Source organism: Bacillus sp. HY001 (assembly GCF_007558965.1).
GTDB lineage: Bacteria > Bacillota > Bacilli > Bacillales > Bacillaceae_G > Bacillus_A > Bacillus_A mobilis.
In genome coordinates this window covers 1-22,570 of the sequence record NZ_VLTE01000033.1, presented here as the reverse complement: position 1 = coordinate 22,570, position 22,570 = coordinate 1, and the positions used below count along the sequence as shown (strand labels likewise).

Annotated in this window: 22 protein-coding genes and 1 other annotated feature; of the genes, 16 read left to right on the top strand and 6 right to left on the bottom strand. The window is 36.6% G+C overall.

What is annotated here, in order from left to right:
- The first annotated feature begins 18 nt into the window (after nucleotides 1–18).
- Both FOT98_RS17825 and FOT98_RS17820 read left to right on the top strand, forming a co-directional pair.
- The gene (locus FOT98_RS17825; RefSeq protein WP_080119822.1) at nucleotides 19–270 is read left to right on the top strand and encodes a helix-turn-helix transcriptional regulator; all 252 of its coding nucleotides are present in this window, start codon (nucleotides 19–21) and stop codon (nucleotides 268–270) included.
- A gap of 12 nt (nucleotides 271–282) precedes the next feature.
- Nucleotides 283–675, top strand: coding sequence for a hypothetical protein (locus FOT98_RS17820; RefSeq protein WP_061676696.1), 393 nt, complete (start codon nucleotides 283–285; stop codon nucleotides 673–675).
- Between the two features lie 43 nt (nucleotides 676–718).
- Here FOT98_RS17820 and FOT98_RS17815 read toward each other — a convergent pair whose 3' ends face one another.
- Both FOT98_RS17815 and FOT98_RS17810 read right to left on the bottom strand, forming a co-directional pair.
- The gene (locus FOT98_RS17815) at nucleotides 719–2,002 is read right to left on the bottom strand and encodes an MFS transporter (protein ID WP_063262168.1); all 1,284 of its coding nucleotides are present in this window, start codon (nucleotides 2,000–2,002) and stop codon (nucleotides 719–721) included.
- 108 nt (nucleotides 2,003–2,110) lie between these two features.
- Complete coding sequence (locus FOT98_RS17810; RefSeq protein WP_063262167.1) at nucleotides 2,111–3,424, bottom strand: alkaline phosphatase family protein; 1,314 nt, start codon at nucleotides 3,422–3,424, stop codon at nucleotides 2,111–2,113.
- 154 nt (nucleotides 3,425–3,578) lie between these two features.
- Between FOT98_RS17810 and FOT98_RS17805 the strand changes: the two genes are divergently transcribed.
- Both FOT98_RS17805 and proS read left to right on the top strand, forming a co-directional pair.
- Nucleotides 3,579–3,872 carry a YesK-like family protein gene (locus FOT98_RS17805; RefSeq protein ID WP_073518143.1) on the top strand — a complete coding sequence of 98 codons (294 nt, stop codon included), beginning with the start codon at nucleotides 3,579–3,581 and terminating at the stop codon, nucleotides 3,870–3,872.
- 93 nt (nucleotides 3,873–3,965) lie between these two features.
- Nucleotides 3,966–4,172 (top strand) — a binding site (T-box leader).
- A 46-nt stretch (nucleotides 4,173–4,218) separates the two neighbouring features.
- Nucleotides 4,219–5,649, top strand: coding sequence for a proline--tRNA ligase (gene proS, locus FOT98_RS17800; protein WP_063262166.1), 1,431 nt, complete (start codon nucleotides 4,219–4,221; stop codon nucleotides 5,647–5,649).
- Between the two features lie 114 nt (nucleotides 5,650–5,763).
- Here the strand turns inward: proS and FOT98_RS32965 are convergent, their stop codons facing one another.
- Nucleotides 5,764–6,921 (bottom strand): cell wall anchor protein, encoded by a 1,158-nt coding sequence (locus FOT98_RS32965; RefSeq protein ID WP_144291098.1) that lies wholly within the window; start codon nucleotides 6,919–6,921, stop codon nucleotides 5,764–5,766.
- 202 nt (nucleotides 6,922–7,123) lie between these two features.
- Between FOT98_RS32965 and FOT98_RS17790 the strand changes: the two genes are divergently transcribed.
- The 7 genes from FOT98_RS17790 to FOT98_RS17760 all read left to right on the top strand — a co-directional run bounded on the left by FOT98_RS17790 (nucleotide 7,124) and on the right by FOT98_RS17760 (nucleotide 13,700).
- A complete protein-coding gene (locus tag FOT98_RS17790) occupies nucleotides 7,124–8,002 on the top strand; it encodes an ROK family protein (RefSeq protein ID WP_063261375.1) in 879 nt (292 codons plus the stop codon).
- Nucleotides 8,003–8,130: 128 nt separating this feature from the next.
- On the top strand, nucleotides 8,131–8,727 hold the full coding sequence (locus tag FOT98_RS17785; protein ID WP_001121586.1) for a TerD family protein: 597 nt from the start codon (nucleotides 8,131–8,133) through the stop codon (nucleotides 8,725–8,727).
- A 23-nt stretch (nucleotides 8,728–8,750) separates the two neighbouring features.
- Nucleotides 8,751–9,335, top strand: coding sequence for a TerD family protein (locus FOT98_RS17780; protein WP_000146729.1), 585 nt, complete (start codon nucleotides 8,751–8,753; stop codon nucleotides 9,333–9,335).
- A gap of 80 nt (nucleotides 9,336–9,415) precedes the next feature.
- Nucleotides 9,416–9,994 (top strand): TerD family protein, encoded by a 579-nt coding sequence (locus FOT98_RS17775; protein WP_061676704.1) that lies wholly within the window; start codon nucleotides 9,416–9,418, stop codon nucleotides 9,992–9,994.
- A gap of 72 nt (nucleotides 9,995–10,066) precedes the next feature.
- Nucleotides 10,067–10,858, top strand: a complete 792-nt coding sequence (locus tag FOT98_RS17770) for a TerC family protein (protein ID WP_061676705.1) — start codon at nucleotides 10,067–10,069, stop codon at nucleotides 10,856–10,858.
- Between the two features lie 109 nt (nucleotides 10,859–10,967).
- A complete protein-coding gene (locus FOT98_RS17765; RefSeq protein WP_063261374.1) occupies nucleotides 10,968–12,599 on the top strand; it encodes a YceG family protein in 1,632 nt (543 codons plus the stop codon).
- Nucleotides 12,600–12,617: 18 nt separating this feature from the next.
- A complete protein-coding gene (locus tag FOT98_RS17760) occupies nucleotides 12,618–13,700 on the top strand; it encodes a toxic anion resistance protein (protein WP_061676707.1) in 1,083 nt (360 codons plus the stop codon).
- Between the two features lie 35 nt (nucleotides 13,701–13,735).
- Here the strand turns inward: FOT98_RS17760 and FOT98_RS17755 are convergent, their stop codons facing one another.
- Together FOT98_RS17755 and FOT98_RS17750 are read right to left on the bottom strand one after the other, a co-directional pair.
- The gene (locus FOT98_RS17755) at nucleotides 13,736–16,402 is read right to left on the bottom strand and encodes a cation-translocating P-type ATPase (protein ID WP_063261373.1); all 2,667 of its coding nucleotides are present in this window, start codon (nucleotides 16,400–16,402) and stop codon (nucleotides 13,736–13,738) included.
- 189 nt (nucleotides 16,403–16,591) lie between these two features.
- Nucleotides 16,592–16,816, bottom strand: a complete 225-nt coding sequence (locus tag FOT98_RS17750) for a DUF1128 domain-containing protein (protein ID WP_000366196.1) — start codon at nucleotides 16,814–16,816, stop codon at nucleotides 16,592–16,594.
- 174 nt (nucleotides 16,817–16,990) lie between these two features.
- Here FOT98_RS17750 and FOT98_RS17745 point away from each other — a divergent pair, with 174 nt between their 5' ends.
- The 3 genes from FOT98_RS17745 to FOT98_RS17735 are packed head-to-tail and all read left to right on the top strand — an operon-like array spanning nucleotide 16,991 to nucleotide 18,900.
- On the top strand, nucleotides 16,991–17,455 hold the full coding sequence (locus FOT98_RS17745; RefSeq protein ID WP_000250910.1) for a low molecular weight protein-tyrosine-phosphatase: 465 nt from the start codon (nucleotides 16,991–16,993) through the stop codon (nucleotides 17,453–17,455).
- A 53-nt stretch (nucleotides 17,456–17,508) separates the two neighbouring features.
- Nucleotides 17,509–18,024 carry a DUF4075 domain-containing protein gene (locus FOT98_RS17740; protein WP_061676709.1) on the top strand — a complete coding sequence of 172 codons (516 nt, stop codon included), beginning with the start codon at nucleotides 17,509–17,511 and terminating at the stop codon, nucleotides 18,022–18,024.
- A gap of 6 nt (nucleotides 18,025–18,030) precedes the next feature.
- On the top strand, nucleotides 18,031–18,900 hold the full coding sequence (locus FOT98_RS17735; protein ID WP_063261372.1) for a YihY/virulence factor BrkB family protein: 870 nt from the start codon (nucleotides 18,031–18,033) through the stop codon (nucleotides 18,898–18,900).
- A gap of 189 nt (nucleotides 18,901–19,089) precedes the next feature.
- Here FOT98_RS17735 and FOT98_RS17730 read toward each other — a convergent pair whose 3' ends face one another.
- A complete protein-coding gene (locus FOT98_RS17730) occupies nucleotides 19,090–21,012 on the bottom strand; it encodes a heavy metal translocating P-type ATPase (RefSeq protein ID WP_063261371.1) in 1,923 nt (640 codons plus the stop codon).
- 270 nt (nucleotides 21,013–21,282) lie between these two features.
- Between FOT98_RS17730 and FOT98_RS17725 the strand changes: the two genes are divergently transcribed.
- Together FOT98_RS17725 and FOT98_RS17720 are read left to right on the top strand one after the other, a co-directional pair.
- The gene (locus FOT98_RS17725) at nucleotides 21,283–22,233 is read left to right on the top strand and encodes a DMT family transporter (RefSeq protein WP_063261370.1); all 951 of its coding nucleotides are present in this window, start codon (nucleotides 21,283–21,285) and stop codon (nucleotides 22,231–22,233) included.
- Between the two features lie 171 nt (nucleotides 22,234–22,404).
- Nucleotides 22,405–22,570: MerR family transcriptional regulator (locus FOT98_RS17720; protein WP_144291097.1), on the top strand; the 166-nt coding region annotated here is incomplete at its 3' end.

Below are 22,570 nucleotides of genomic sequence, written 5' to 3'. Positions count from 1 at the left end.
CAGTCTTTTGACAATGAAATGTACCGACTATATACTAATGTTGTAAAAACGATTTTACATGTTAGGAGAAAAGATGTGAAAAATCAAATTTATGAATTACGCACTGAAAACAATATTTCACAAGGTGCATTAGCTGATAAGTGTAAAGTTTCAAGACAGACGATAAATGCAATTGAGAATAATAAATATGATCCAAGCTTAGCGTTAGCATTCCGTTTAGCTGAAGTATTAGGAACAACTGTTGATAAACTATTTTTGTACAAGCTGTAGGGGGAATAGTTGTTGGGGAAAGAGAAAATAAGCCTTGTAGTTACGACATTAGTGGCTATAAGTACGTTAGTGTTTGCACTTTATTATTGGTTAATTGAACTTCAAGTAAACTGGTATGCACTATTTATTTGTAGCATCGCATTACATTATATGTTTAAAAGTTTGGCATCGCATAATGTGGAAGGGACAACGGAGGAGAAAGAAGATGTAGAAAAGCATGTATTAAAAACAAGTGCAAATGTTACGTATTATGTACTTGTTGTATTAATTTTTGGTTTGTTTTTCGCATCGGTAGGTTTTAATAAATGGATTGATTTTCATAACATACCGCTTTTGTTTGCGTTATGCGCTGCGATAGTTGTAAAGCCGGCTGTAGAATTTTTAATTGTAAGACGTTATCGATAAAATAAGAAAAAGATCCTCTTCTCATATGAAGAGGATCTTTTTCTTATAGCGTTTTCGTTTTTGGACTAGGTGGTGTAACGGATGTACTATTTTCAGGAACTCTAGTTAATAAAAATCCGCCGATAACGAACAGTACAATAATACTAAGGACACCAGCGTTTGTTTTTCCCGTTAATTGCGTTGTAACACCGACTAATACGGGACCCATAATCGCTGCGAACTTGCCAAATATATTATAAAATCCGAAGAATTCATTTGCAGATTCTTTAGGTACTAGTTTTGCAAAATAGGACCGACTAAGCGCTTGAATACCACCTTGAGAAGTGGCAACTAACATTGCTAAAATCCAGAAATCGAGTGTTGTTTTTAAGAAATAAGCATATGTGCAGATAATGATATAAATAATAATACCGACATATAGCATTTTTTTCCCTGTAAATGTTTCTGATAATTTTCCGTATAATAAAGCGAATGGACAAGCTACAATTTGTGTAACAAATAAGATGATTAATAGATTCGTTGCACTAATACCGAGATCTGTTCCGTAAGCGGTAGACATAGTAATAATTGTATCGACCCCGTCAATGTAGAAGAAATAGGCGATTAGGAACATAAAGACTGTTTTATATTCTTTAATATTTTTAAAAGTATCAGCAAGGCGTTTGAAGCTCATTGCAATTGGTCTTGGATCGCGTTCAATATAGTGCGTTTGCTCTACGTTTTTTAGCATTGGAATTGTAAACAATCCCCACCAAAGAGCTGTTATCGCGAATGAAATTTGACTAGCGATGCCGACTGATAAAGGGATAGTTCCTTTTTGAGCAAGAATAATAAGAGCGATACAACCGATAAAAGGAATGGTGCTCCCAATATAGCCTAATGCAAAGCCTCTTGTAGAAATTTGGTCCATTCTATCTTTAGAGGTAACATCTACTAAAAATGCATCATAAAAAATGTTTGCTCCCGCAAAACCGATTAGTGCTAGCATATAGCAGCCTAGTAATAAGTACCACTGAGATGTTGGGACGACTGCTAGCATACTTGTAAATACGATGCCGAGTCCGAAGAAGAATGTGAAAAATCGTTTTTTAAACCCTTTATAATCAGCAACTGTGCCGAGAATAGGAGCAAGTATAGAAATTAAAAGTGTAGCGAACGAGTTTGCATATCCCCAATATGCTGTTGAAGTTGCACCAGATAGTCCAGCTTCTTTTGCGGCTGCTTTAAAGTAAATTGGGAATAATGCAGTTGTAATGACGAGCGAATATACCGAGTTCGCCCAATCGTATAATATCCAGCTTTTTTCTTGTCTGGACATTTTTTTCATATAATGTTCCCCCTTAAATTTGTTCTACTAACAGTGTACAAAAATAAAAATTATAAAAAGAGAAACAGTGATGATTTTTACATAACTTTTACATATATACACAGTTCTTTACAATTGAAGTAAATCCTCTACAATTGATCCGTCTGTTTCACCTAAGTGTAAACCGAGTAGTCTAGCGATAGTCGGACCTTCATCAATAAGCCTCATATATGGAATGGTAATGCCGCTTTTTATCCCTTTCCCAGCAGCGATAAAAATTGTTTCATAGTTAGGTTTTGTTGGAGAGTATCCATGCGTACCAAATGTATATTTTTTACTAGGCGTAACATCTTTTTCAGTAATTTCCTTTATAAAATCTCCTGTATAGTTTTCAGTGAAATAATAGCCTTCTTGTGCTTCCAACATAAATAAACAATTACCATCTGCACCGCAGTCTTTTACAGCTTCATCATGTAGTATAAATTCAATACCGTTTTGTTTATTTTGAAGTAATTCTTCAAGTAGTAGTTGTACTTTTCGAATGGTATCTGTATCATTTTTGTCTTTCACATATACATAGGCAGAGCCGTCGCAACTTTGGCAATAGACCTTCCAGTCTATTAATTTTCCTTTTGAGTTTATAGATATAAGCTCGTTTTGATGGAATAGTACATTTAATTGAATGGCTTTGTTTTCACTTAAAGCGCTATGATCACCAAGAGCGATAATTGTACTCTCTTCGTATAGGTTACTGTCTTTTAAAGCTTGAATAATTTTTCCTAGCCGTTCATCGTGTCTATGAATTGCAGCTATTGTTTCTTTTGATTCAAAGCCGTGATAGTGTCTTTGGGTGTCTAAATCGGTGAAATGTACAAACATGACATTCGGCTTTTTCGTCTGAATTGTATGCACAGCAGAAGCGAGTACGAAATCATCGAGTTCAGGCTGTGATAAACCATTTCTTATATGACCAAAACGCTGATTCAAATCTAATTGATATAGCGGGCTACCGCTAAATAATGAAACTAAAATTTGATTTTGCCACGGTCTATTTGGAAAAATTTCAGGTAAATTGTAATCAATATTTGCTCTGCCGGTAACAGGCCATAGAAGGGCAGCTGTCGTTAAATTTGCTTTACGTGCTTCATCGTATAACGTTGTTCCTTTAATGGATTTTCGGTACCAATGCCAATCTGGTGACTCGCGTCCAGGTTGAAGTAACGTATTGCTAACTACGCCATGTTTATTAGGGTAGTTTCCAGTAACGATTGTTGAGTGACTTGGGTATGTTACAGAAGGATAAATAGGTTCCACTTTTCTCGCCATCGCGCCCTTGTTTATTAATGTTTGGAAATTAGGAAGTTTTTGTAATATAGGAAAATCTAAAGCTGATAAGCAATCGAAAGATAAAATAATGACGTGATTTGTTAATGCTTTATCCATAAAGTTCCCTCCTGATTATATAAAACCTATTCTTATATATTACTATTAATACCTAGTAATAAAAATATATTTCTAGGTAAAAATTTATTATTTATTTTCAGAAAAGTTAAACATATAATTAAGTATAAGGGAATGAATGGAAGGAGGGAATACTGTGGATTGGCTAGATGAATTTAGTATCTTTTATATCATTGGCGGAATTACGATTATTCTTGTATTTGCTATTTCGTATTTACTAAAGAAACGGTTTCCAAACAAACAGTTCGATATTATATTTGCACTTAGTTTAATACTTCTTTGCTTAGCATCCTTTCCGGTTACAATGATGGTGATTGGTGGATGGGAAGGAATGGGATATGGATTTATTGGTTTCTTCGTTCTACTTGGTACACTTATCGGTATGATTGCACATCAACTTTTAAAAATCACGAGAAAAAGCTACGTATAAAACTGCAAAAAATGAAAAGAATATATAAAAATGAGAAAATTAGCTATTGTTTTAAAAAAGAATTTGTATTATGATAATCAACAAATTTATTTCGTTATAACGATGAGAAAGGACTAGTACATGTTCAACCTTTTTAGCAGAGAGAGAATCCAGTAGGCTGAAAGATTCTTAAAAAGGCGATATGGAACCTACCTTTGAGTTCTGCATATGCAGCGGGAATTTCCCGTTATCAAAAAGAGAGCATGCGCAATTTTTGTGCATGAATCAGGGTGGTAACGCCGGCAAAGCTCGGTCCCTATTTAGGGACGCGGGCTTTTTTGTATTTTCAAAAGGAGGAAGACTGACTATGGCAAAAGAACAAGTACAAGCGATTACGAAGATGGAAGAGGATTTTGCACAGTGGTACACAGATATTGTAAAAAAAGCAGAACTTGTTGATTATTCAAGTGTAAAAGGATGTATGATTCTACGTCCGTACGGTTATGCCTTATGGGAAAATATGCAGAAAGTTATGGATGAGAAGTTAAAAGCAACTGGTCATGAAAATGTGTATATGCCAATGTTTATCCCAGAGAGTTTATTGCAAAAAGAGAAGGATCATGTAGAAGGGTTTGCTCCTGAAGTAGCGTGGGTGACACATGGCGGGGATGAAAAATTAGCGGAGAGACTTTGTGTACGCCCTACATCTGAAACTTTATTCTGTGAACATTTTTCAAAAATTGTGCAATCCTATAATGATTTGCCAAAGCTATATAATCAGTGGTGTTCAGTAGTTCGTTGGGAGAAAACGACGCGACCATTCCTTCGTACAACTGAATTCTTATGGCAAGAGGGTCATACAATTCATGAAACAGCAGAAGAATCTCAAGCTGAAACGTTACATATTTTAAATCTATATGCTTCTTTCTGTGAAGACTACTTAGCGATACCAGTAATTAAAGGACAAAAAACAGAGAAAGAAAAATTTGCGGGCGCAAAGGCGACTTATACGATTGAAAGCTTAATGCATGATGGGAAAGCACTTCAAACAGGAACATCTCATAACTTTGGAACGAATTTCTCTGAAGCATTTGATATTAAGTTTTTAGATCGTAACGGTAAGTGGCAATATGTACACCAAACATCTTGGGGTGTATCAACAAGAATGATAGGTGGACTTATTATGGTTCATAGTGATAATAATGGGCTTGTAATGCCTCCTAAAGTTGCGCCAGTGCAAGTTGTTATTGTACCAATTGCTCAGCATAAAGAAGGAGTTTTAGCGAAAGCAACAGAGTTACAAGAACATATTCAAAAGGTTGCACGAGTAAAAATAGATGCTAGTAATAAAACACCAGGCTGGAAATTCAATGAGTATGAAATGAAGGGCATTCCAATTCGATTAGAAGTTGGCCCTAAAGATATTGAAAAGAATCAAGTCGTACTTGTAAGAAGAGATACGAAAGAAAAAGAATTTATATCAATGGATCAATTAGAAGAACGTATTCCAGCATTACTTGAGGAAATTCATAATTCTTTATTTAATAAGGCAAAAGTATTTCGCGATGAGAATACGTATAGTGCGACGAATTTCGAAGAGATGAAAAAAGTAGCGGATGAAAAGCAAGGATTTATTAAGGCAATGTGGTGCGGAGAATTGGCTTGTGAAGAGAAACTAAAAGAAGAGGTTGGAGTATCTTCACGTTGTATGCCTTTTGAGCAAGAGCATGTAGCTGATGAATGTATTTGTTGTGGGAAAGAAGCTAAACAAATGGTGTATTGGGGAAAAGCGTATTAATGCGCTTTTTGATAGAAGATGAAAAGGACTTTGGGCTGCATAATAAAATGCAATCCAAAGTCCTTTTTAGTTTTACAATTTGCTTCATGTATGTTTTAGATGGAAGGATGTGTTTTATTTTGCATTTTTACGGCGAATAAATAGTAACATACCGATTAGGAATGTTGAAATTCCCATTAAAATAGATGCAGGATAATGTGTTGCCGTATTAGGTAACTTATCGCCTTGTTTTTTCTCATTATCTTTTACATTGCCACCTTGAGAACCGTTGCCCCCCTGAGAGCTGCTATCGCCTTTAACGCGGTTGCCGCCTTGAGAACTGTTATCGCCTTTAACACGGTTACCACCTTGAGAGCCGTTACCACCTTGAGAGCCGTTGCCATCAGAGCCATTGCCACCAGAACCATTGCCACCAGAGCCGTTGCCACCAGAGCCGTTGCCACCAGAGCCGTTGCCACCAGAGCCATTGCCACCAGAACCATTGCCACCAGAACCATTGCCACCAGAGCCATTACCACCGGAGCCATTACCACCAGAACCGTTATCACCAGAACCACTGCCGCCAGAACCACTGCCGCTAGAACCACTGCCACCAGAACCGTTACCACCAGAACCGTTACCACCAGAACCATTACCACCAGAGCCGTTGCCGCCAGAACCGTTATCACCGGAACCATTGCCGCCAGAACCACTGCCACCAGAACCGTTACCGCTAGAACCGTTGCCGCCAGAACCATTGCCACCAGAACCATTGCCACCAGAGCCGTTGCCGCCAGAGCCGTTGCCACCAGAGCCGTTACCACCGGAGCCGTTGCCACCAGAGCCGTTGCCACCGGAGCCATTGCCACCAGAGCCGTTATCACCGGAACCACTACCACCAGAACCGTTACCACCGGAACCACTGCCACCGGAGCCGTTGCCACCAGAACCGTTGCCGCCAGAGCCGTTATCACCGGAACCACTGCCACCAGAACCGTTACCACCGGAACCACTGCCACCGGAGCCGTTGCCGCCAGAGCCGTTATCACCGGAACCACTGCCACCAGAACCGTTACCACCAGAACTGTTGCCGCCAGAACCACTATCGTCCTGAGAACCATTGTTTCCTGGTGGTTTATTATTATCTTTTGAGTTGCCTTCTGCTAAATGATCGTTATTTTGTACAATTGCGTTTGTTGCTGGAGAGAAGTTTTCCGTTGCTGCATTACCGATATTTAAACCGCTAAAAAAAGATAAAGAGAGTGTTGATGCTAAAATGAAGATTTTCGTCATTGTTTTCCTCCTAAGAAATTAATATTCCATCTAAAATACATCCCTTTGTAATATTTCTTAGGAAAAAGAGTTTTATGCAAAAAAAACTATATATAGAAAAAGGTGGTGTATTTCTGAAGAGAGAAAAGAGTTAGTGTAAATTCTTTATAATAGTAGAGTGGTGAGAATGTTACACGCATTACAATAGAGGAAGTGACAGCAGATGAAAGAATATATTGCATTTGATATTGGTGGTACACAAATCAAATATGGAATTGTTTCAGAAACAGGAACAGTACGAAAGCATAAAACAGTTTCAACAGAAATTCATTTGGGTGGGGAACAAATCATTCAAAAACTTATTCTTCTATCCAAACAATTAATGAATGAACATACGATTTCAGGAATTGGCATTAGTACTGCGGGAATTGTTAATATTCATAAAGGAGTTGTAACGGGAGGGGTGGAGCATATTCCGAACTACGCGACTATTCCTATTATCGATAGATTGCAAGAGGTATTACAAGTTCCTGTGTCTCTTGAAAATGATGTGAATTGTGCAGCTTTGGGTGAGAAGTGGAAAGGTATTGGAAACGGAAAAAGAAATTTTATTATGCTTACTCTTGGAACTGGTATTGGAGGAGCGATTTTTATAGATGGAGAGTTATACAGGGGACATTCTTTTAGTGCTGGTGAATGGGGAAATATGTTAATAGAAGGAAAGCAGTTTGAAGAGGTCGCTTCCATTTCAGGGTTAATTCGTCTTGTGCGAAAATATAAAGGTGAAAGTGATTGGAATGGAAAAACGATTTTCGAACTGTATGATAAAGGAGATAGAGAAGTTACGCAAGCGGTTGAGGTTTTCTTTAAACATTTAGCGATTGGAATTAGTAATCTTGCTTATATTTTTAATCCAGAAATGATTGTTATAGGTGGAGGAATTACTGGTAGAGGAAATCAGTTCTTAAAAGAAGTAAAAGAAGAGATAGAAAAATATTTAAACAAAGAGATTTATAGTAATTGTGAGATTGAACTTGCACAAAACGGTAATTGCGCAGGAATGATTGGTGCTATTTACCACTTCTTACATCATCATAAGTAAATTATATGAATGTTTTCATATAACTGAGAATTTATCCTTTTTATCACTAGGTAAATAATGCTACAATATAAGGGAAGAATACAATATTTTCCGCCTTGGAAAATGCTTTGTAGAAAGGAAGAAACTGCATGCCTATTATTTTAGAAAAAGGTCAAAAGATCGATTTAACGAAAGGACAACCAAAAGTAGCAAAACTACAGGTTGGCTTAGGCTGGGATCCAATTGGGCAATCAGGTGGGTTTCTGTCTTCATTATTTGGAAGTAAACCAAATGTAGATTGTGATGCATCTGTTGTTATGTTAGAAGGGGATCGTTTTTTAAACAAAAACGATTTAGTTTACTTCGGAAACAAGCTTTCTACTTGTGGTAGTATTATTCATTCAGGAGATAATTTAACAGGTGAAGGCGCTGGTGATGACGAAACAATTTTCGTAGAATTACATAAAGTTCCGAGCCGTATTAATCGTTTAGTATTCGTTGTAAATATTTATGACTGTGTAAATCGTCGTCAAGATTTCGGGATGATTCGTAATGCATATATTCGAATTCAAAACCCGCAAACTGGTGAAGAATTAGCACGCTATAATTTATCGGATAATTATGCTGGAAAAACGACTCTAATTGCAGGTGAAATGTATCGCCACGGAAGTGAGTGGAAGTTTTCAGCTGTTGGAGAAGGCACACAAGATAAAAACTTAAGTGAGATTGTATCACGTTATCAATAAAATAAACCGAGGAGGAATTGAATATGGCATCAATTTCATTGAAAAAAGGACAAAAGGTAGACTTAACAAAAACAAATCCAGGTCTTTCAAAAGTTCTTGTAGGACTTGGTTGGGATACGAATCGTTATGACGGACAAAACGATTTCGATTTAGATGTTAGTATTTTCTTAGTAGGTGCTAACGGTAAAGTTTCAGGTGCAGAGGATTTCGTCTTCTATAATAACCCAAAAGGTGCGAATGGTGCTGTCGAGCATTTAGGAGATAACCGAACTGGTGAAGGTGAAGGCGATGACGAATCGATTAAAGTAGATTTGAAAAATGTACCTGCACATATTGAACGTATTTGTTTCACAATTACAATTTATGATGGAGAAGGGCGTAGCCAAAACTTCGGACAAGTTTCTAACTCTTTCGTACGTATTTTAGATGAAGAAAAGAATGCAGAGCTAATTCGTTACGATTTAGGAGAAGATTTCTCTATTGAAACAGCTGTTGTAGTAGGGGAATTATACCGTCATGCAGGTGACTGGAAGTTCAATGCAATCGGAAGTGGATTCCAAGGTGGATTAGCGTCTCTATGTAACAATTTCGGTTTAGATGTAGAGTAATAGCTTCGTATATCCATCGGTGAAACAGATGTTTACTGATGGATATATTTTTTAAGATTAAAATATAGAGGTGAATATAAATGGTTATTCAATTACAAAAAGGACAGAAGATTGATTTAGGTAAGACAAGTCCTGGTTTAACAAAAGCAGTAATTGGTCTTGGGTGGGATATTAAATCTTATGACGGTGGATCAGATTTCGATTTAGATGCATCAGCATTCCTATTAGATGCGAACGGAAAATGTACGAAGGAAACTGATTTTATCTTCTATAATAATTTACAGTCTCCTTGTGGATCTGTTATGCATACAGGGGATAACCGTACAGGTGAAGGTGAAGGCGATGATGAGCAACTTGTTGTGGACTTAAAGAAAGTTCCAGCAGATGTGCACAAAATTGCTATTACAGTTACGATTTATGATGCAGAAGGCCGTAGTCAAAACTTTGGTCAAGTAGGAAATGCGTTCGTTCGTTTAGCGAATGAAGAAACGAATGAAGAAGTTCTTCGCTTTGATTTAGGGGAAGATTTCTCCATCGAAACAGCAGTTGTCTTTTGTGAATTATACCGTCATAATGGACAGTGGAAGTTTAATGCAGTAGGAAGCGGTTTCCAAGGTGGCCTAGGTGCGCTTGTAAGAGCGTATGGCTTGGATGCATAGAAAGGAAACGATATTCGTTTCCTTTTTTTGACCTTTCTATAAATCTAGCAAAGAATAGGGGATAAAGGTAAGATGAGTATTTTGCAAGGAATCCTTGATACGTATGCTCAGTTTTTCGACTTGGACATGTGGATTAAAGTGTTGCAAGATCCAGTATCTTGGGGATTAATAGGTACACTTGTTGTACTTGAAGGTTTGTTATCTGCTGATAATGCACTTGTATTAGCAGTAATGGTAAAACACCTTCCGGAAGAAAAACGTAAAAAGGCATTATTCTATGGACTCATTGGAGCTTATGTATTCCGATTTATTGCGATTGGAATTGGAATGTTTTTAATTAAATTAGCGTGGGTAAAAGTGTTAGGTGCACTTTACTTAGCTTGGCTTTCAGTTAAATACTTCATTGATAAAAGAAAAGGTAATGCAGAAGAAGAGGAAGCTCATGGTATGAACCAAAACAGTATTCTCTTCAGAATGTTTGGTGTCTTCTGGGGAACAGTTGCGATGGTTGAATTAATGGATATCGCGTTCTCTGTAGATAGCGTACTTGCTGCATTTGGTGTATCAAATGAAGTGTGGATTCTATTATTAGGTGGAATGCTCGGTATTTTAATGATGCGTGGTATCGCTGGTGTATTCTTAAAATTGTTAGAGCGTATTCCAGAACTGGAAACGACAGCATATATTTTAATCTTAATTATTGCAGCAAAAATGTTACTGTCTGTTATTCATATTGAAATAAGTCATATGCTATTCTTTATCATTTTAGTTGTAGCATTTGGAGCAACATTTATACTTCACTACATGAAGAATTCTGGACAAGCTAAAGAAGAAGTTGCAGCTACTAAAGAAGACAATAAATAATTGAAATGGGTTTGCTCGTTTTACGAGCGCCCATTTTTTATAACCAAAAATAGTTTATAATAGAAGAAAGACTTAGAAAAAACGTAAATGTTTTTGGAGGTGAACTGTTATGTTTTCACGTTTTACACTTCAACCATATGGATTAAAAGATGAATCAGATTTAAAGCAATTTGAAACACTTTTAGAAAAACGCCCACAATATGAACTGACAGAGAATGAGATGAAATTTAGTTATATAGCATGTCGAATCCTTGGCGTTCCTAATGATGTAGATGAATATTTTAATGAGCTATTTGATTATAGTGAAGCAAAAGGAATCGAAGTTTTACACGAACAAAATTTAAACAAAGTGATTGATTCGGAAAAGCTTCGTCATATTCAAGAAGTGTTCGGATTACATCAAGAAGCACCAAACGGTCTGACAGTAAATAGGCTAGTGGCACACTTATCTGGGAAACAACTTTTACCGAAAGTAGACAATCCTGACTTACAGCATTATATACATACGACGTTTATTTCTTTATTGAAATTGTATGAGAAACAACATAACCAATCGTTAAAAACAGAGGGATTCCGTCGTTTCTTAATTGATATAATTAAATTAAGTGAAAATTACGTAGCGAAGTGGTTTTCTACGGTTAATTATAAGAAACAAATGCCGCGTATCGTTTGGTACGGTGATGCGACGGAAAGCCGTATATATTTCTTATACTTCCTTATTATGCTCGGCTGTGATGTACTTTATTATCATCCAGAAGGAAAAGATGGATTTGAGAATGTTGATGAGGAAGGAAGAAGTTTTGTTGTGTCTCATTCAGGTCGCATTTCTCTTGAGCAATTTCCAGATCGCCGCCGCGAACGTGTTGCAACAGTAGCGTATCAAGCTTCAAAAGAAATTGAGCAAGTACTTCACCACGATAATTCACTGCTGTACAAGCCGTGGCAATTCCGTTCATATACGCCTGTAGCTCGTACGCTCAAAACAACGTATGATGAACTCTTTTTAATTACGAAAGAAAAGGCATTTGTACGCCCGACATTCTTTGTTGAGAATAAACACATTTATATCCCTTCTTTATTTGCAAAAATATCAGGTGTTTCAAAAAATGATAAAGAGTATTTTCAGCGATTAAAGGCTGTTACATCATTTGATAACAGTTTATTAATTAATACATTCCCGTTTACGAAAGAACAAAAAGCAAATTTCCAATATCATTACCGAGATGCTTTAGACCGCGGGGGGAAATTACATCCAGATTTAATTATGAACAGTCATTGGTGGCCACATAAACGATTGCCAGAAGGATTACAACATGGTATTGCAGAGGCGATCATTCATGCGTGCGAAAGTGAAATGTGTAAACCAATTGCAAAAGAGACGAAACAAGATGTAGCGCTATATGTTTTCGCACAACTTTCTCAAATACCACCGAACATTTTAGAACAGCTTGAGAAATTTGATTATTCACAAGATGTACCGAAAATTGTTATATTTAATAATGAGAAGAGTGGAGAATTAACTCGTTCTGATGCTGTTTTATTACTATTTTTAAATCAAATAGGAGTAGATGTATTTCACTTCAATCCAACGGGACGAAATGATATTGAACCGTATATTGATGCAGCAGCATTTGATTCACATTGGCTTGAAGAAGTTAATTTCGATCTTGAGTTTCATGGTTCATCAGCCTATAAAAATTTATCACAAACAATAAAAGGACTATTTCGTCCATTTTTATAAGGAAAGGGAGAATACCATATGAATAACCCAGTCGTACTAGATTCGAAAACAGAATTAAATGAGCAAACAGCACAAGATGTTCGCTTGCAACTTAGACAAGATGCAGATGTGCAACGTATTTATAATGCGGTAGATATTAAGGATCAGTTAGAATTAATCGAGCTTGGAAAAGAACCATCTATGGAAATTTCACGTTTTGCTGATCAAATCTTACATACAATGTCTTTATCAAAAATAGAAGACTCTGGAGAATTATTAAAACAGCTTGGTAAAATTATGGACAGATTCGATAGCAAAGACTTTGCGGAAGAGAAAAGTGGTTTCTTCTCACGTATGTTCAAAAAAGCGGATAAAATGATTGAACAAATCTTTAGTAAGTACCAAACGATGGGCCGCGAAATGGATAAAGTATACGTAGAAATTACAAAGTATCAAGATGAAATGAAAAAATCTATTGGTACGTTAGACGGTTTATATGAGCAAAACTTAAAATATTATTTAGACTTAGAAAAATACGTAGTAGCAGGAGAAATGTTATTAGAGCGTTTAAATACAGAGCTAGTTCCAATGTATGAAGAGCGTGTACGTAACAATGACCAATTAGCAGGTATTGAATTAGAGTCGCTTAAAAACTCTGTTGAAATTTTAGAGCAGCGTATTGATGATTTAGAGAAAGCACGTATGGTTGCGTTACTTACAGCACCACAAATTCGTATGGTTCAACGTGGTAACAATAAATTAATTGGTAAAATCAATACAGCATTTATTACAACGATTCCTATCTTTAAAAATGGTATCATTCAGGCGGTAAATGCGAAGCGTCAAAAGCTTGTTGCAGATTCTATGGCTGAACTGGATCGCCGTACAAATGAATTACTTAAGAAAAATGCACAAAATATCGCAACGCAAAGTGTGGAAGTAGCGAGATTATCGGGTTCTTCTAGTATTAAGATGGAAACACTTGAGGAAACTTGGAACATTATTTCAAGAGGTATGCAAGAAACACAACAAATTGAAGAACAAAATAAACGTGAGCGAGAAGAAAGCCGCAAACGAATGGCTACATTAACAGAGAACATTAAAAAAGAATTACAAGGATAAATGAAAAGGCAATGAGGAGCAGTCCTCATTGCCTTTTAGTTTCTCTTCACTAATTTAATGATCTCATTCACAACAAGCGGGATGATACTTAATAAGAGAACAAATCCCCAATCTCGCATCGTTAATGCATGCACACCGAATATATTTGCAAGTGGTGGGATGGAGATGATACAAACTTGCATAAGAACCCCGATAAGAAGAGAGAAAACTAAATATTTATTTGTAAAGATCCCAATTGAAAAAATGGATTTCGTTCTTGAACGCAAGTTAAATGAATGAACGAGCTGAGAAAAACTAAGAACGACAAATGCCATCGTTTGAGCATGTAATAGAGCATCCTCATCAATTCGCTCTGGGAAAAGAGGGAATAAATTTGTATCTCCGGTATAGAATTTTGCTCCGGCGATAAAGGCTATTAGCGTTAAAAGTCCAATGACAACCCCATTGAAAATAAGAAAAGGAACGCTACCACTAAATAAACTTTCTTTCGCATGCCGTGGTTTTTCCTTCATCACATCTGGATCTTCAGGATCAACCCCAAGTGATAATGCAGGCAGTGTATCTGTAATTAAATTCACCCACAAAATGTGAATAGGGCGAAGTGGTGTTGCCCAGCCGAGTAAAATAGCTAAAAATAAAGCGATAATTTCTCCGAAGTTACAAGAGAGTAGGAAGAGGATTGATTTTTTTATGTTACGATAAATATTTCTACCTTCCTCAACAGCTTTCACGATAGATGAGAAATTATCATCTGTTAACACGACATCCGCTGCCCCTTTTGCAACGTCTGTTCCTGTAATGCCCATCGCTACGCCAACATCTGCTTGTTTTAAAGATGGTGCATCATTGACGCCATCACCAGTCATAGAAACGATATTGCCTTTTGCACGTAATGCTTTTACAATCTTTACCTTATGTTCTGGAGAGACCCTAGCGAATACATGTAAGTGATCAATTTTGCTTGCTAGTTCTTTATCTGAAATGTTATCTAATTCAGTTCCAATCATAATTTCAGATATTTCTGTAGCAATGCCAAGTTCTTTGGCGATTGCAAAAGCGGTATCTTTATGGTCACCAGTAATCATAACTGTGCGAATACCGGCTTTTTTACATTCTGTAATTGAATCTTTTACTTCAGTTCGAGGTGGATCAATCATACCGACAAGACCGATAAAGATGAGGTTTTCTTCAAGATGATTTATATCCACAGCATTTGAATTGTATTGTTTAAATGCGAATGAAAGTACTCTTAAAGCTTCTCGGGACATTGCCTTTGCAGCTTCTAATATTTGATTTTTATCAGCCTCTGTTAGAACCTCGATTTTACCGTTTTTAAATATGTGGGTACATCGAGGTAAGAGTTTATCAATAGCACCTTTCGTCATGCTATAGTAGCTTTTATCGAATGTATGCACGGTTGACATCATTTTACGATCTGAATCGAAAGGCAACTCGTTAACGCGCTCATGTATCTTTTCTAAATGATCTTTTTGCATATTAAAAGTGCTTCCAGCAACGAGAAGAGCAATTTCAGTCGGGTCTCCGGTTTGTGATTCGTTATTGTAAGACGCATCATTACATAGCACCATATTCTCTAACAATAGACGTTGCGCATCGTTATTTACATTTAAATTTTCTAATTGATCGTATAAGTTATCGCTATAAAAGTGAGTAACGGTCATTTTATTTTGTGTTAACGTACCTGTTTTATCTGAACAAATAATTGTGACAGAACCGAGAGCTTCAACAGCTGGTAGTTTTCGAATGATAACGTTTTGTTTAATCATGCGCTGGACACCAATTGCAAGAACGATGGAAACGATAGCTGGCAAGCCTTCTGGAATAGCTGCAACGGCTAAACTAATAGCAGTCATAAACATTTCTAACGTATCCCGGCCTTGTAAAAAGCCGATGAAAAACATAACGATACAAATAGCTACAGCGACAAAGCCTAAATACTTGCCGACTTGTGCCAAGCTTTTTTGGAGTGGTGTCATATCATCGTCTGCTTCATGTAAAAGGGTAGCAATCTTGCCAATTTGTGAGTTCATGCCAGTTTCAACAGCAACACCGACGCCTCGTCCATATGTTACAAGAGTAGACATAAAGGCCATGTTTTTTTGATCGCCTAATGGTACTTGTTCATCACTTTGCATGGAAGGGTGGTAAATTGCATCTTTATCAACGGGGACGGATTCACCAGTTAGAGCAGATTCTTCAACTTTTAAATTTGCGGTTTCGATAAGTCGTAAATCGCATGGGATATATCGGCCAGCGTCGAGCATAACGATATCACCGGGAACGACGTGCTCAGATGGAATTTCTTTTAGTTCACCATTTCGCTTGACGATTGCTTTAGGTGTCGCCATCTTTTTCAATGCCTCTAAAGCTTGTTCTGCTTTTGATTCTTGGACGACACCAATAACAGCGTTTAAAACTACAACGAGCGCGATAATACTTGCATCAGCCCATTCACCTACAAAGGCTGAAATAAGAGCAGCAATAATAAGGACATATACGAGGACATCATTAATTTGGGCGAAAATCCGCTGCCATAACGTGCGTTTTTGTTTTGTAGCTAATTCATTAGAGCCGTAGTGCTTTAAACGTTCATTTACGATTTCATCTGTTAAACCGTGTTGTTCGTTTGTTTCTAGGTCGATTAATGTTTGATCTTTCGTCTTACTGTACCAATTGCTCATAAGTAAGCACCTCCAGTAAAAACAGTTAGCAATGGTAGTGTTGCTATTATTTGTGAGTAGTATGTATGAAGAAAAAATCTAAGGTGAGGTTCTACTTCTATTGTACAATATTTTACAGTTGGTTGAGGGAAAGAGAAGAGTTGTCATGAATTTGTTGGAAATAAAAAAGAGCCTCATAAGCGAGGCTTCTTACTTTTTAATTAATGTACCTAACTCTTCTGTAATAGCTTGCATTTCACTAATGCTGAATGTTTCACGTTTCATAACATGATCATAAATGTCACGTAAGTCTTCGTACATTTCTTCATTAAAGCTAGCAGCTCTCATTGCTCCAGCATTAACCATACGTAATTTTTCTTTAATAGCTTCGACCATATATTCAACGTTTTCTTCTGACTTTACGGATAAATCCACCGAAGTGTCCCCCTTTAAAATAACATAAGGCTATCTTAACATTTTTTATCATTTTCGTTAATGAATCTTTTCAATCCTATTAAATTAGTAGGGATTTCCTTTATAATTAATAATTGGTTGTTTATACTATAAGTATATATAAAGAAATGCACCAAGAAGGGAAGAAACAAAAATATGGTTCAAGTATTGTTTGTTTGTCTTGGGAACATTTGCCGTTCTCCGATGGCAGAAGCGATTTTTCGAGATCTTGTCGTAAAAGAGGGACTCGAAGAGAAAATTGTCATTGATTCTGCAGGAACTGGAGATTGGCATGTTGGCCATCCGCCACATAAAGGAACACAAAAAATTTTAAAAGAAAATGCAGTCACTTTTGAAGGAATTAAAGCAAGGCAAGTAGAAAAAGAAGACTTAACAAAGTTTGATTATATTATTGCCATGGACAACAAGAATATAGCAGATTTAAAAAGTTTAGGTAAAACTGGAGGCTATATTGGTAGACTGTCCGATTTTGTTCCAGACGGTGGCTGGACAGACGTTCCCGACCCTTACTATACAGGGAATTTCCAAGAAGTATATGACCTTGTAACAGAAGGGTGTGCAAAGCTATTAGCTTTCATTCGAAATGAACAAGGAATATGAGGAAGCTTAGAAAGAAATACTTTCTAACATAAGAAATGAAAGGGTGAAGGAATATGGCAAAGAAAAATAATATTGCTCGAAACATTGCGATTGGTGTAGCTGCAGGTGTAGCTGTATCTATGTTGAAGAAGGAAAACCGTGAAAAAGTAAAAAATACTGCGGAAAAAGCAAAAACAAAGATGATTGAAATCGGTGAAAATGCAAAAATCAAAGAAAAAGTGCAAACTGTTACAGATAAAGGGCGCGAACTCGCTGACTTCAATGTAGTAAAAGCGAAAGTAGCAGAAATTAAAAAATTGACGCCGTCTGTTGTAGAGACGTTAAAAGAAACGAAAGAAATTTTTAGTAAGAAAAAGGTTGAGCCAGCAGAGAAGCCAGAAACAATTGAAATTCAAGCTGTATCTACAAAGGTAGATGAGCTGAAAGCAGAGGAAGAGCCAATAGTTGCTGAAGATGGCGGTATGAAGGAAGCGCGTGAATTATTTATGAAAGACTCAAATGTAGAGGAAAAAAAAACTGAAGCGTACATTGAGTTAAAGCAAGATAAAGAAGAGAAGAAAAGCGTTTAAACATATATGAGAAAAATTTTAGAAAAGGTGAGGAGAAATCGTACTTATTCGTTTGGTAAAGATTTGTATGACCGAACGATGCGCGATGATGTAGCGGGCTTGGCAGCACAGCTCGCTTATTTCTTCTTGCTTGCGATTTTTCCTGGGCTTGTTTTCTTAATTACGCTTCTTGGATTCATTGACCTTCAAACAGAAAGTGTGCTCAACTTATTAGAACCGTACGTACCCGAAGATGCAATGTCTTTAATTGAAGTAAACGTTGATAAGGTTGTAAATGAGCAAAATGGTGGTTTATTATCATTTGGTTTATTATCGATGCTATGGTTTGCTTCAAACGGGGTAAATGCGGTTATGAATGCTTTTAACCGTGCGTATGATGTAACAGAAACACGTTCTTTTATTAAAACGAGAGCTTTATCAATTGTGTTTACGTTAGCAATCATTTTTATGATTGTGTTTGCGCTAATTGTTCCAGTGTTTGGACAAGTGATTGGGGCAGCGGTATTTAAAGCAATTGGTTTATCGGATAGTTTTTCTTACGTGTGGAGTGTTACGCGGTTAGTAGCGAGTTTCTTTGTTTTATTCGCATTGTTTAGTTTTTTATATACATTTGCACCAGATCGAAAGTTAAAAAGAAGAGAAGTCATTTCAGGAGCAACATTTGCTACTGTAGGATGGATTGTGGTATCGTACTCATTTGCTTATTATGTAGATAAATTTGCGAATTACGCCAATACATATGGTGGTCTCGGTGGTATTATTATTTTAATGTTATGGTTTTACTTAACTGGGTGGGTAATTTTACTCGGCGGCGAAATTAATGGTTTACTCCATCATTATAGAACGGGTGACAATAATTCCCGTAATGAAAAGTGAGCTCTTGTTCCATAATAAAAGGGAACAGGGGGGATATTTCATGAGTAATAATAAAAAGAACCACAACAATAAAAATAACAATAAACAAAAGAGCAGTTCGCATCCAAAGCATAAAACGAGTAGTAGTGCGAACGGGCATAATAGCTATCATTAGAAAAAAACGGGTCCTCTATGAGGGACCCGTTTTTATTAGTTTCCTTTTAATAATCGTAAGCCATTCAAAATGACAAGAATCGTACTTCCTTCATGTCCAATAACACCGAACGGAAGAGCTAAAAATTGCAAGAAGTTTGAACAAATCAGCATTGCAATTACAGCTAGTGAAAAGATTACGTTTTGCTTTACAATACGGTTCATTCGTTTTGATAAGCGGATTGCTTGGGAAAGTCGAGATAATTCGTTTTTCATCAGTACAACGTCTGCAGTTTCTAAAGCTACATCTGTTCCTTCACCCATTGCTACACCAATGCTAGCGGTAGCGAGTGCAGGGGCATCATTTATACCATCTCCGACCATTGCTACTGTCCCATATTTTTCTTTTAGTTTCTTAATCGTTTCAACTTTTGTTTCTGGTAAGCATGATGCATAATATTCCTTTATATTACTTTCAGAGGCAATTGCTTTTGCCGTCTCTTCATTATCACCAGTAATCATAATTGCTTCAACACCAATGCTTTGTAATTCGCGAATAGCAGCTATTGTTTCTTGGCGAAGTGTATCTTTTAAAGCGATAAGTCCAAGGATACCATCCTCATCACGAATATAAACGACAGTTTTACCTTCTTTTTCAAGTGAGGCAGAAATACCATTATGAAATGTCTTTGTTTCTTCACCGATAAAATCAGCTTTACCTATTTTATAAGCTTTGTTTTCGAATATTCCTTTTAGCCCAAAACCAGTAACATCTTCAACATTTTCTGGTTTTTGTAATGTAATGTCATGCGCATGTTGTGCATATTTAACAATAGATTCAGCTAAAGGGTGTGTAGAGTGACTTTCGATTGCTGCTGTAATAGAAAGTACTTCTTTTTCTGTCATATTTTCTCGAACATATACATCTGTTACGGTAGGTTTTCCTTGTGTTAATGTTCCTGTTTTATCAAAAGCGATTGCTTTTACTGAAGCGAGGCGTTCTAAATGTATGCCACCTTTAAAGAGAATACCATTTCTTGCTCCGTTAGAAATTGCAGATAACGTTGCTGGTGTAATGGCAGCAACGAGTGCACAAGGAGATGCGACTACAAGTAAGATCATAGCGCGATAAAACGTTTCATTCCAGCTCCAGTCCAGTAAGAAATGAGGAACGAACATCATAAGCGCAACAACGAGTAGTACACCTTTTACGTATGTTCCTTCAAACTTTTCGATGAATAGTTGTGATGGTGATTTTTCGCTTTGTGCACTTTGGACAAGACGGATAATTTTTTGGAATAATGTTTGATCGCTCGGCTTCGTAATTTTAACTTCGATAGCACCGCGTAAATTTACAGTACCGGCAAATACTTCATCACCGAATTTTTTCTCATTCGGAATAGGTTCCCCTGTAATAGTAGCTTCATCGATATTTGTTTCACCGTTATGAATCGTACCGTCAGCAGGAACACGCTCACCTGGCTTAATTAAAATAATGTCGTTAATTTGTAATCGTCCTACAGGAACACGTTCCTCGGTTCCATTAGAAATACGTAATGCTTCTTCAGGTTGTAAATCAAGAAGCGCTGAAATTTCTTTTTGACTTTTACTTAATGTATAAGATTCCATCGCACCGCTCAGTGCAAAGATAAAGATTAAAATCGCGCCTTCTGCCCAGTAGCCAATGATTGCAGCACCGATAGCAGCAAAGAGCATGAGCATTTCGACATTTAGCTCTTTCTCTTCAATGGTATCTTCAATACCTTCTTTCGCCTTTGCATATCCACCAACTATATAAGCAAGGATATAGCAAGTAATACCTACATTCATTGCATCGTTCTTTGTGAATAACCAACCAGCTAAAATGAAAATACCAGATGCGATTGCAAAGATAAGTTCATAATGTTTCTTTAATGTATCCCATAAAGAGGGATGAGAAATAGACTTTTGTACTTGTAATGTTTTTACTTCTGAGTTCATTACTACTCGCTCCTTCCAAATTCTTATTGAGAAAAAGAATCAAAATCGAAACCCCTATAAAACGACGAAAGCTGCCATCCATAATGGATAGCAGCATTTCTGTTGAATCTGATTTTAATAGTTATTATGTTGTAATTATTCTATAGTATAGCATATGTTTTCGTTAGATGATATGTTTTTGTTTGCGCATAAACTGAAAACTTGTGTTTTCACACTTCCTTTGGTATATATGAATATTGTTCATAAAAAGATCGGAAAGGAAGACAACAAGTGAAGACAGAGAAATTTTTTACCCATCCGATTGGCGTACTGATTGCTGCAATAGTAGCGACTTTTTTATGGGGGAGTGCATTCCCATTTATTAAATTAAGTTATGCTGAAATTGGAATTCAGCCACAAGAAGTTGGGGAGCAAATATTATTTGCTGGTTATCGTTTCTTTTTATCTGGAGTCATGCTCTTATTATTCTTTAAAGTGTTAGGAAAAGATATGAGCTTCAAAAAAGGAACGGGGAAGCAGTTAGTACAAATTGGTTTATTTCAAACATTTCTTCAATATATATGTTTTTATATTGGAATGAGTTATAGTTCTGGCATTGAAGGAGCTATCATTTCAGGAACATCATCATTCTTTCAAATTTTACTTGCTCACTTTTTATATAAAGATGACGCTCTCAATATGAGAAAAATAATTGGGGTCTCTATCGGCTTTTGTGGTGTCATTTTAGTAAATGTACCGAGTGATGGTAGTTTATCATTCCATTTCGGAATTGGTAGCTTATTACTTCTTAGTGCAGCAATGTTGTATTCATATGGAAACATATTGGCGAAAGAAGGTAGCAAAACATTAGATGTTGGCTATATGACAGCATACCAAATGATTTTTGGTTCTATCGGGTTATTATGTATAGGGGCTTTGCAAGTTGGAATCATGCCATTTAAATTTAGTGTACATGCAATACTTATGCTTCTCTACTTATCTTTCTTATCCGCAGCAGGTTTTTGTATTTGGAATACGATTATGAAGTACAACAAAGTTGGAAAAGTATCAATGTACATGTTCTTTATACCCGTATTTGGTGTGTTATTGTCGAGCATGATCTTAGGAGAAGCAATTCATTCATTTGTATTATTTGGTTTAGCATGTGTAGCTGCGGGAATTATCGTGGTGAATCGTACGCCAGCTAAGCAGAAAATCGAGCAAGAAAAACAAGTAGCATAAATAATAGGAAAACGATTACAATGGAAGAACAGTACTGTTCTTCTTTTTTTATATAGAAAAAGGATAATAGACTAGGTATAACGAAAAAAGATACAAAAAGCATTTATTGAGGAGAAAGAAACAGTAAACAAAAACATAGACAAAAGTAGGCATATATAGTGAAAAGTAATTATGAAACAATATAAACCAAAAGAATTTTCAGAAATGCTTAATGTCTCTGTTAAGACATTGCAAAGGTGGGACAATCAAGGTGTTTTACCTGCTTACCGAAACCCAAAAGGAAGAAGATATTATACAGAAGAACGGTATAAGAAATATATGGGTATGCAAGAAGAAC

What these genes read in the sequence shown, in the direction of transcription:
- FOT98_RS17760 (WP_061676707.1), top strand. Translation starts at nt 12,618, where the DNA reads ATGAATAACCCAGTCGTACTAGATTCGAAAACAGAATTAAATGAGCAA.
- FOT98_RS17815 (WP_063262168.1), bottom strand. Translation starts at nt 2,002, where the DNA reads ATGAAAAAAATGTCCAGACAAGAAAAAAGCTGGATATTATACGATTGG.
- FOT98_RS17755 (WP_063261373.1), bottom strand. Translation starts at nt 16,402, where the DNA reads ATGAGCAATTGGTACAGTAAGACGAAAGATCAAACATTAATCGACCTA.
- FOT98_RS17775 (WP_061676704.1), top strand. Translation starts at nt 9,416, where the DNA reads ATGGTTATTCAATTACAAAAAGGACAGAAGATTGATTTAGGTAAGACA.
- FOT98_RS17780 (WP_000146729.1), top strand. Translation starts at nt 8,751, where the DNA reads ATGGCATCAATTTCATTGAAAAAAGGACAAAAGGTAGACTTAACAAAA.
- FOT98_RS17745 (WP_000250910.1), top strand. Translation starts at nt 16,991, where the DNA reads ATGGTTCAAGTATTGTTTGTTTGTCTTGGGAACATTTGCCGTTCTCCG.
- proS (WP_063262166.1), top strand. Translation starts at nt 4,219, where the DNA reads ATGGCAAAAGAACAAGTACAAGCGATTACGAAGATGGAAGAGGATTTT.
- FOT98_RS17765 (WP_063261374.1), top strand. Translation starts at nt 10,968, where the DNA reads ATGTTTTCACGTTTTACACTTCAACCATATGGATTAAAAGATGAATCA.
- FOT98_RS17770 (WP_061676705.1), top strand. Translation starts at nt 10,067, where the DNA reads ATGAGTATTTTGCAAGGAATCCTTGATACGTATGCTCAGTTTTTCGAC.
- FOT98_RS17740 (WP_061676709.1), top strand. Translation starts at nt 17,509, where the DNA reads ATGGCAAAGAAAAATAATATTGCTCGAAACATTGCGATTGGTGTAGCT.
- FOT98_RS17810 (WP_063262167.1), bottom strand. Translation starts at nt 3,424, where the DNA reads ATGGATAAAGCATTAACAAATCACGTCATTATTTTATCTTTCGATTGC.
- FOT98_RS17790 (WP_063261375.1), top strand. Translation starts at nt 7,124, where the DNA reads ATGAAAGAATATATTGCATTTGATATTGGTGGTACACAAATCAAATAT.
- FOT98_RS17730 (WP_063261371.1), bottom strand. Translation starts at nt 21,012, where the DNA reads ATGAACTCAGAAGTAAAAACATTACAAGTACAAAAGTCTATTTCTCAT.
- FOT98_RS32965 (WP_144291098.1), bottom strand. Translation starts at nt 6,921, where the DNA reads ATGACGAAAATCTTCATTTTAGCATCAACACTCTCTTTATCTTTTTTT.
- FOT98_RS17825 (WP_080119822.1), top strand. Translation starts at nt 19, where the DNA reads ATGTACCGACTATATACTAATGTTGTAAAAACGATTTTACATGTTAGG.
- FOT98_RS17735 (WP_063261372.1), top strand. Translation starts at nt 18,031, where the DNA reads ATGAGAAAAATTTTAGAAAAGGTGAGGAGAAATCGTACTTATTCGTTT.
- FOT98_RS17785 (WP_001121586.1), top strand. Translation starts at nt 8,131, where the DNA reads ATGCCTATTATTTTAGAAAAAGGTCAAAAGATCGATTTAACGAAAGGA.